7 protein-coding genes and 1 tRNA gene are annotated in these 9,916 nt (G+C 32.9%); all 8 read left to right on the top strand.

The window, feature by feature from the left end:
• Window positions 1–712 precede the first annotated feature (712 nt).
• Window positions 713–786, top strand: a tRNA-Thr gene (locus tag NEH75_RS00795).
• A gap of 267 nt (window positions 787–1,053) precedes the next feature.
• Window positions 1,054–2,343, top strand: a complete 1,290-nt coding sequence (eno, locus tag NEH75_RS00790) for a phosphopyruvate hydratase (RefSeq protein ID WP_262948322.1) — start codon at window positions 1,054–1,056, stop codon at window positions 2,341–2,343.
• A gap of 338 nt (window positions 2,344–2,681) precedes the next feature.
• On the top strand, window positions 2,682–3,785 hold the full coding sequence (locus NEH75_RS00785) for an AI-2E family transporter (RefSeq protein WP_055304834.1): 1,104 nt from the start codon (window positions 2,682–2,684) through the stop codon (window positions 3,783–3,785).
• Between the two features lie 116 nt (window positions 3,786–3,901).
• On the top strand, window positions 3,902–4,873 hold the full coding sequence (locus NEH75_RS00780; RefSeq protein ID WP_055304836.1) for a sodium:calcium antiporter: 972 nt from the start codon (window positions 3,902–3,904) through the stop codon (window positions 4,871–4,873).
• 52 nt (window positions 4,874–4,925) lie between these two features.
• Window positions 4,926–5,156: a preprotein translocase subunit SecG gene (gene secG / locus NEH75_RS00775; protein WP_055241961.1), complete on the top strand. Its 231-nt coding sequence runs from the start codon at window positions 4,926–4,928 to the stop codon at window positions 5,154–5,156.
• 399 nt (window positions 5,157–5,555) lie between these two features.
• On the top strand, window positions 5,556–7,898 hold the full coding sequence (rnr, locus tag NEH75_RS00770) for a ribonuclease R (RefSeq protein ID WP_055241959.1): 2,343 nt from the start codon (window positions 5,556–5,558) through the stop codon (window positions 7,896–7,898).
• Between the two features lie 29 nt (window positions 7,899–7,927).
• Complete coding sequence (locus tag NEH75_RS00765; RefSeq protein WP_055304838.1) at window positions 7,928–9,424, top strand: CapA family protein; 1,497 nt, start codon at window positions 7,928–7,930, stop codon at window positions 9,422–9,424.
• A gap of 23 nt (window positions 9,425–9,447) precedes the next feature.
• On the top strand, window positions 9,448–9,915 hold the full coding sequence (gene smpB / locus NEH75_RS00760) for an SsrA-binding protein SmpB (protein ID WP_055241956.1): 468 nt from the start codon (window positions 9,448–9,450) through the stop codon (window positions 9,913–9,915).
• Window position 9,916 lies beyond the last annotated feature (1 nt).

Here is a 9,916-nt window from a genome sequence, read left to right as displayed (position 1 = left end):
CAAATATTATAGAACCTTTTTAATTTATCCTGTGTTTTAGACAAATGTTGATATTTAAAAACATTGATATTAACTACTGTATCTTGTAGTTATCGAACAATGATCTAAGTAAATTAGTATGTTTTAAAGAAATATCAACACTCTTTTAAAACAGAACCTTAATTTGTAATTTTTTTAAAAATAAGGCCTTTTATTGTTAGTATATATTTATCACTCATCTGAGTTATTATAGTGATTAATCATTTTCATTTTTTAATTTGGAAAGGGGATAAAGCTCTTTAAAGATTTATAAGACTTCATCCGTAACCAATCTCTTTATAAAAAAGTTCTTCTTTACGAACCTCTCCATCAAACTAATCGTAGAGGACTTCTAAATCGTTTAAGTCTTTATAAGTAATAATATTAGCGTCGAGTTGAATCGTATCTGCAGTTGATTACCTTCATAATCAAATAAAGACTAGGTGTTAAAGACATTATACATCGTTTATAGGAGTTAAATAAGAGCCTTCCTTAATTTATTAGCTATTTTTCCTAATAAGAAAAATGTTTTTACCGATGAGATATCTAATTTAATAAGTTGTTTCTTTCATTATGCTAGCACTTTAAATGATTTAATCTTAATCTTTTGATTTAAGAGAGCCAGTTATTTTAAGTTAAAGTAGTATTTTTATTTTAAAAATAGGTAAAATGTGTTAAAATGTAATTGTAAAAAGCCAAGTTAGTTTAGTGGTAAAATAACGCAATGGTAATGCGTCGTCGCGAGTTCGATTCTCGCACTCGTCACCATTTTAGAATAATTGAGTCCAGCGTATGCTGGATTTTTTTATTTTTTTAATTTGAAGCATAAAAGTTGCTTATTTAGTTCATATTATTCACGGCATATAAATAAAACATTCGTTTTCATAATCACTGATGTGAACGTTATTTGGAATAGATTAGATTGGTTTAATTTATAAAAAAATAGCGTTTACAAATTAAAAATGTCTTTAATATGCAAAAAAATGTATTATAATAAGAAGTGTGAAAATTTTAGAAAAGAAGGAGATGTCATACATGCCTTATATTGTTGATGTATATGCTCGCGAAGTATTAGATTCTCGCGGAAATCCTACTGTTGAAGTAGAAGTAACAACTGAAAGTGGATCATTCGGACGTGCTTTAGTACCATCTGGAGCTTCTACAGGAATCTACGAAGCAGTTGAATTACGTGATGGAGATAAATCTCGTTACTTAGGAAAAGGTGTTTTAAACGCTGTTAAAAACGTTAACGACATCATCGCTCCTGAATTAGTTGGTATGGATGTTACTGACCAATGTGGAATCGACCGTTTAATGATCGCATTAGATGGAACTAAAAACAAAGGAAAATTAGGAGCTAACGCAATCTTAGGTGTATCTATGGCTGTTGCTCATGCTGCTGCTTATTTCGTTGGATTACCATTATACCGTTACTTAGGTGGATTCAACTCTAAAGAATTACCAACTCCAATGATGAACATCATCAACGGTGGAGAGCACGCTGACAACAACATCGACTTCCAAGAGTTCATGATCATGCCAGTTGGAGCTCCAACATTCAAAGAAGCTATCCGTATGGGAGCTGAAGTATTCCATGCATTAAAATCAGTATTACACGGTATGGGATTAAACACTGCAGTTGGTGATGAGGGTGGATTCGCTCCAAACTTAGAATCAAATGAAGCTGCTATCAAAGTTATCTTAGAAGCTATCGAAAAAGCTGGATATGTTCCAGGTAAAGACGTTATGATCGCTATGGACGTTGCTTCTTCTGAGTTCTACAAAGATGGAAAATACGTTTTAGCTGGTGAAGGTGGAAAAGTATTCACATCTGAAGAATTATGTGACTTCTACGCTGAATTATGCGAAAAATATCCAATCATCTCAATCGAAGACGGTTTAGACCAAGACGACTGGGCTGGATGGGATTACTTAACTAAGAAAATCGGAGATAAAGTGCAATTAGTTGGAGACGATTTCTTCGTAACTAACACTGAGCGTTTAGCTGAAGGTATCGAGAAAAACGTTGCAAACTCTATCTTAATCAAAGTTAACCAAATCGGTACATTAACTGAAACTTTCGAAGCTATTGAAATGGCTAAGAAAGCTGGATACACTGCAGTTGTATCTCACCGTTCTGGAGAAACTGAAGATGCTACAATCGCTGACATCGCAGTTGCTACAAACGCTGGACAAATTAAAACAGGTTCTATGTCTCGTACAGACCGTATTGCAAAATACAACCAATTATTACGTATCGAAGACGAATTAGGACAACAAGCTGTTTACAACGGAGTTAAATCATTCTACAACTTAAAAAAATAATTTAATTATTTTTTAAGAGAATGACTCTATCAAAACCTCTCTTCCTCCGACGAAGAGAGGTTTTTTTATGTATAAAAGTATCTTATTGTCTTAGATAATAGGTAATTATTTTTGGAAAGTATAAAAAATTGACTGCTATTATTATCGATCTGTATGATGGATGTCTTAGTACCGGAGTTTTTGATAGCTAAGGTTAATCCTAGAAATGCGACATAGATTTCACCTCATAGATATATATGAAGTTCTATCTTAAAATATATTCTTATTTTTTATCCAAAATAATACAATTATATTTAGAGTATGATAAACTAGTCATAGTTAAAACAAGGGGGAGTCTGATGAAACCATCACATGAATCTTTAAATTATAAATGGATTAATTATTTAATTATTTTGATTGGTGTACTAGTCGTTATCCATATTATTAAATTAATTTTCCCAATTCTTAAACCTGTTTTTTCAATGTTGAATATGATTATTTGCCCATTTTTAATTGTAATTTGTTTTGCCTATCTATTAAATCCACTCGTTGATTTCTTTTGCCGGTTAAAAATTAAACGTTCTTATTCGATCTTGATTACATTTATTTCAATTATTGGTGCAATTATCTATGCTATTTTTAGTCTCATTCCTTATTTAGTGGTTAACACTCAAGAGGTGATGAATCGAATTCCAGCATTAATGGAAAAGGTTCAGACATTACTTGATACGTGGCAATTTGATTATATGAATCTTTATGAGTACGATTTTAGCAAACTCTTTTCTCAAAACTCTCAATTATTTGAAATTTTTTCTAAGGTCTTAAATCAGATGGGGAATTGGATATCTTCATTTAGTAGTAGTTTTACCTTAGTACTAGGAATGATTTTTTTAGTTCCAGTTGTTTTATATTATATTTTAAAGAATTTTTATGAGATTCGAGATCAGATTAAGATTTTTTTAATTAAGCAGAAATGGAATAAAGTTTTTGAAGTATTAAAAGAATCAGAAGAAGTAGTTAAAGGCTATGTTTCTGGGACATTGTTAGTTTCATTAGCCTTATCAATCATTGCTTCGATTTATTTTTCAATTATAGGATTAGATAATGCCATCGTATTTGGAACATTAATCGGTTTTTTGAATATTATCCCTTATGTCGGTCAAATTATTGGAACGATTCCAGCTGCTATCTTTGGATTAATGGTTTCAGTTTGGACACCTGTTTATGTTGTTCTTGGAGTGATGGCCTTGAATTTTATTGAAGGGAATTTTATTAAACCCTTTGTCTTTTCAAAATCTATTGATTTCCATCCAATTATCTTATTAACACTTATTATTATTGGAGGACAAATTTTTGGAGTCGTTGGAATGATTTTTATTATCCCGATTGCAGGGATTTTAAAGATTGTTTGTCGTTATTCATTTGAAGCGTTAAAGGAATGGAAGCAAAAAGTTCGCGTATAGCGAACTTTTTTTGTCGAGTATTTAGAATAAATGAGAAGGCTACATATCGTCAGAATCCTTATCATACAGTTTAAAGACATTAAAAGGATTATAGTTGTAGTAGGGGGATCTGTTATATGGGAGTATTATTATTACAATACTTAGTTTTATCAATCATAGTTGTTGTATCATCCATTCGCATCTCATCCTGTGTGGATGAGTTGGATAAACAAACAAAAATGGGTGGGGCGTTAATAGGTGGAATTTTATTAGCAGGGGTGACATCGCTTCCTGAGTTAATTACTAGTATTTCCTCCACAACGATGTTAAATAATCCCGATTTAGCATTTGGTAATATTTTAGGAAGTAATACATTTAATATTTTTATCTTAGCAGTTGGGAATTTGTTTTTTATAAAAGCTATGCTATTTAATCATACTGGAAAATCGAATACAAAAACAAATATTATTAGTACGGTTATTTACCTCATTATTTTATTTAGTTTTTATAGTTTGACGATGGGGCGCATTGGTCATGTAGGTATTTCATCCATCTTTATCGGTATCTTATATTATATTAATTTAAGATTAATCTCAGATGAAGAAGACGCCAATAGTAGCTGTGATCAATCATGTTGTTCTTTACCTCTATTGATTTTTCAATTTATTTTTTGGGCTATCGTTCTTGTATTTTCGAGTCTGTTCATTTCTATTACAACAGATAAAATTGCTCAATCAACGGGAATTGGATCCTCGTTTATTGGAGCGATGTTCTTAGGAGTTGCAACATCCTTGCCGGAAATGACAAGCTTGATTAGTCTAATTCGTTTAAAGAATTATGATTTAGCAGTTGGGAATATTGTAGGAAGTAATTTATTTAATTTCGCCATTATTGCTTTGACTGATTTATTCTATTTATCGGGGAGTATTTTTGAAATTGCGGATACTTCTAATACATTACTTGTGATTGTTGGATTAAGTGAGTCGATTATTTTAACTTATATGCTGGTCAGAAAAGAAGTTAAGAATTTAATTTTATACGCTTTACCTTCTTTAATGATTGTTGGAATATATTTCTATTATATTGTCGCATCCTTAAATAATGGTTGAAATTGTATGTAGGATATGGTACAGTTTTGTTATAGTCTAAGGAGGGTTTAGGATGTTTCAATACGGTGTTGTAGATGTTTTATTTATGATTGTCTCTGTAATCCTAATTATTTTAGTAGCCTTACAAAGTTCTAAACAAGGGTTAAGTGATTCTCTTTCTGGTGGCAATAGTGAATTGTTTAAAAATCAAAAAGAACGTGGAGCAGAAGCCTATATTGTTCGTGCGACATATATCTGTTCAGTGATTTTCTTAATCTTAGGATTAATTATTTTTATGAAGTAATAGATGACTCATATTCAATTAGAATATGAGTTTTTTTATTTTTAGTCTATTTTTAATAAAGGTTATGTAGGGTCTAAGAGATATAAAAGGTATATTTGAGGAGCGTTTAAATGATGATCATTCAGCCGTTCTTTATTGTTTTGATTTAATATTTCTATGATCTTAGCCTACATTTAATTCCCTATATCAGAATGATTTTAAGTAATGAGATTAGTCACTTTTCGTAAATATTGGTTATTTTTATCATATAGAGATGATAATAGTGATATAAAATAAGCACATTTGTATAAACTAGTGATAGATAAGTAAGATGATGTACTTTATCTTATTGTAGTAAAAAATGGTTAAATGTTTGTTTAGTTATGATAGAATAGAAGTTATGAGTTGGAGGTGTGCTACTTGCGCAATACAGTATTAGAATTATTAGGGTCAAGCCAGTATGAGGCGATGACGATTGATGAATTAGTAGAATATTTACAAATTGAAGGAACAGATGCGTTTAAGCAATTTGTTAAATTAATGGTTGCCCTTGAAGATGAAGGGATTGTTGTTCGTTCTAAAAATGATCGCTATGATTTGGCGCGTGATTTAGGATATTATAAAGGAATTATTTCCATTCATCCAAAAGGTTTTGGATTTGTTGAAATTGATGACATGGATGATGTATATGTTCGTAGTGAAGATTTAAATGGTGCTTTACATAAAGATACAGTTTTAGTTAAAATCTTACCTTCTTCTAAAGGAGATAGTCTAGAAGGTGAAATCGCTCAAGTTCTCGAACGTGGAATGAAAGATTTCATTGGGACGTATTATGAAATCAAGCAGGTCGGTTATGTTAAACCAGATAATTCACGTTATCATGCAGTGGTAGCCATTCCAAAGAATAAAACGAAAGGCGCAGTAAAGGATCATAAAGTTCGTGTTCGCATTGTGGATTATTTAGAAAACAATGTTGTTAAAGCGGAAGTTACTGAGATTTTAGGTCATAAAAATGATCCAGGAATTGATATTTTATCAGTTGTATATAAGTATGATATCGTGCCTGAATTTAGTCCGGAAGCATTACAACAAGCAGCTGAAATTCCAAATGAACCAGACCCAGAAAGTTATAAAGGGCGTCGTGATTTACGTGGTGAAACCATTGTAACAATTGATGGTGATGATGCTAAAGACTTAGATGATGCTGTTCATGTTCGTATGCTTGATAATGGAAACTATTTATTAGGGGTATCGATTGCTGACGTTTCTTATTACGTCACAGAAGGATCACCATTAGATCGAGAAGCCTTCTTCCGTGGAACGAGTGTTTATTTAGTTGATCGTGTAATTCCAATGATTCCTCACCGTTTATCAAATGGGATTTGTTCACTAAATCCACAAGTGGATCGTTTGACAATTACATGTGAAATGGAGATTTCACCAAAAGGTGAAGTGGTAAGTCATGAAATCTTCCCATCAATTATTAAAACAACGGAGCGTATGACGTATAATCATGTGAATCGTATTTTAATTGATGAAGATCCAGAATTATGTGAACGTTATGCTACATTAGTTCCAACGTTTAAATTAATGTATGATCTTTCAAAAATATTACGCGAAAAACGTCATGACCGCGGATCAATTGACTTTGATTTAGAAGAGTCAAAAATTCTTGTCGATGAGTATGGATTCCCAATTGATGTGGTATTACGCCAACGTGAAATTGCAGAACGTATTATAGAGGACTTTATGTTAGCAGCAAATGAAACAGTGGCTGAACATTTCCACTGGATGGACGTCCCTTTTATTTATCGTATCCATGAGCATCCAAAACCAGAGAAGCTAGAACGTTTCTACAAATTAGCTCGCGCTTTAGGTTATGAAATTAAAGGAACAAAAGATCATGTTCATCCTAAAGCACTTCAAATGATTACAGAAGCTGTTCATGGAAAACCAGAACATGCCGCGATTAATACCATGATGCTACGTTCTTTACAAAAAGCTCGCTATAGTGAAGAAAGTTTAGGACACTTTGGATTGGCAGCGGAGTTTTATACTCACTTTACATCACCTATTCGACGTTATCCAGACTTAATTGTTCACCGTTTAATCCGTCGCTATTTATTTGATCAAGATTTATCAAAAGAAACATTAGATTATTACACTGCAATCATGCCAGAGATTGGTGAACAAACCTCAAAACGTGAACGTGATGCTATCGACGCAGAGCGTGAAGTAGAAGATATGAAAAAAGCAGAATATATGACTCAATTTATTGACGAAGAGTTTGAAGGTGTTGTTTCATCGGTAACGAAATGGGGAATGTACGTTGAATTACCGAATACGATTGAAGGGCTTGTTCATGTGAATGATTTAACTGATGACTACTATGAATTTGATGAGGATAACTTAGCATTAATTGGACGCCGTACAAAGGCCATTTATAAAATAGGTGATATTGTTAAAGTTGTCGTTGCAGCAGCAAGCAAAGAGGAGCGTACGATTGATTTCCAATTAGTTGGAATGAGTAAAAGTCGTCAAAGACGTGGATTCAAACGTATTGATACGCGTGGAACGTCATCTTCAAGAAATAATCGCTCTAAAGAGCGTTCGAAAGATAGAAAAGGGAATACAAAAGATTATCGTCCAGTGCGTTCTCGTAAATCATCGAAGCCATCGGACAGTACGTTTAAGAATCCTAAACCAAAACGTAAAAAATCAAAAGGATCTAAGCCAGTAGGGCAAGGGAAAAATAAAAAATAGTTTAAATGCTGAAAGGGAGCAAGGAAGTCATGATGAAGAAACTAAAATCAATTAAGTGGCGTAATGTCATTTTGTTCTTATTCGTCATGGTTGGTTTATTGGTATTAGCTCAATCATTTGTTCTACCAGATATGATTGGATGGAATGTTGACCGTGTCAAGCACTATGAGGCAGGCAACGATATTACAATTGTTTATCAGAATGTCTACTCTGACACAGTACCATATGGTACTGTTGCCAACCAGGAAAAATGTAATAAAAACGAAGATTGTGATGTTGTTTTAATATTCTCTAAAGGAGAAGATGTTTCAAGTCAATCGGAATCTGAGATTAAAGCTTACTTAAATCAGTTAGTGGAAGAACAACTAATTAATCCTAAAGAAATTGTGTATAATGAGCCACAATATTCAAATGATGTGAATCAAGGCTATCCTATCAGTTATGATGCTAATCCTTATGAAGGTATCATTGAAATTACTTTTTCACAAGGGCCAGAAATTCACGTCTATGATGCAACAATGGTAGCAGTTGGTGATATCTTGCTTCATGACACAGTTTATAATGATTTTCGCTTAGAAGAAGATACCTTCGATTTCAGCCCGTTATTGGAAAATGTAAAACCATATATTGAGCCAGCAGATTTTGGGTTTGCCAATCAAGAAACAAATATTGGAGGTGTTGAAGTTGGATTATCTTCTTATCCTAATTTTAACAGTCCTTATGAAATTGCAAGAGATTTAATTAATGTTGGATTCAATATGTTTGCTCGTGCTAATAATCATACGTTAGATAAAGGGGAATCTGGAGTTTTAGCTGCCGAGAAAAATTGGGAAATGTTCGAGGGAATTATTACGGCTGGATCAACTGATTCTAAAGAAAAACGTGATCAGATTTCTGTCATTGAAAAGAACGGAATTAAATTAGCTTTATTGGCCTATTCTTATGGATTTAATGGTTATCGTGTCCCAGACGATAAATCTTATTTAGCGAATGAGTTTGATTATGAACAAGCTGCGATTGATATTGAAAAAGCAAAAAGTGTCTCTGATGTGATTGTCGTTTCGATGCATTGGGGAGTGGAATATTCAAATACTCCAAGTGAAGCACAAATTGAACAAGCTCAATGGCTAGCCGATCAAGGTGTTCATGTGATTATCGGAAGCCATCCTCATGTGTTACAACCGATGGATCGTTTAATTGGGAAAGATGGAAATGAAACAGTTGTTGCTTATTCATTAGGTAATTTTATTTCAGGTCAGGTTGGACTTGAACGCCTAGTAGGTGGTATCATGAAGATTGATATTAACAAAACAACAATTGGTGATGGGGTCGAAATTGAAATAGGTCAACCTCAGTTTATGCCGACTTATAATTATGCTGAAGCTTCAACTAAAGGTTATCGATTAGTACCATTGATTGACTCTGCACAAGCTGAGTATTTTGAATCTATCAAAGCGTTAATGGAGACTTACTCACCAAATGTCGATGTTGTTGACTATATTACTTATGGTGAATTAGAAAAATAAAGTTTTTAAAAGGTGGTGAAGAGATGCCAAAAGGTGTGGGATCAACAATTGCTCAAAATAAAAAAGCTGGGCATGATTATTTCATCGAAGATACCTTTGAAGCGGGATTAGTTCTTCAGGGAACAGAGATTAAGTCAATTCGCGCGGGGAAAGTTAATTTACGTGATTCATTCGTTCGAATTGAGCGTAATGAGGCTTTTGTTCACAATATGCATATTTCTCATTATGAGCAAGGAAATAGATTTAATCACGATCCACTTCGTACAAGAAAGTTATTACTTCATAAACGTGAAATTGCTCGTTTAATTGGAGTTCAAAAAATGGGAGGATACTCTTTAATCCCATTAAAGTTATACATTAAAGATGGTTATGCGAAGCTATTATTCGGGATTGCTAAAGGTAAGAAAAATTATGATAAGCGCCAAGATTTAAAAGCAAAAGATGCTAATCGTCAAATTGAAAAAGCATTACGTGATCGTCAAAAATATTAAT

The sequence above is a fragment of the Turicibacter sp. T129 genome, from assembly GCF_025594975.1.
GTDB lineage: Bacteria > Bacillota_I > Bacilli_A > MOL361 > Turicibacteraceae > Turicibacter > Turicibacter bilis.
Note: the sequence above shows the minus strand (reverse complement) of the source record. Positions and strands in the feature narration are given on the sequence as shown.

Excerpts from the sequence above, each read along its gene's own strand:
- eno (WP_262948322.1), top strand. The coding sequence starts at position 1,054 with ATGCCTTATATTGTTGATGTATATGCTCGCGAAGTATTAGATTCTCGC.
- NEH75_RS00785 (WP_055304834.1), top strand. The coding sequence starts at position 2,682 with ATGAAACCATCACATGAATCTTTAAATTATAAATGGATTAATTATTTA.
- NEH75_RS00780 (WP_055304836.1), top strand. The coding sequence starts at position 3,902 with ATGGGAGTATTATTATTACAATACTTAGTTTTATCAATCATAGTTGTT.
- secG (WP_055241961.1), top strand. The coding sequence starts at position 4,926 with ATGTTTCAATACGGTGTTGTAGATGTTTTATTTATGATTGTCTCTGTA.
- NEH75_RS00765 (WP_055304838.1), top strand. The coding sequence starts at position 7,928 with ATGATGAAGAAACTAAAATCAATTAAGTGGCGTAATGTCATTTTGTTC.
- smpB (WP_055241956.1), top strand. The coding sequence starts at position 9,448 with ATGCCAAAAGGTGTGGGATCAACAATTGCTCAAAATAAAAAAGCTGGG.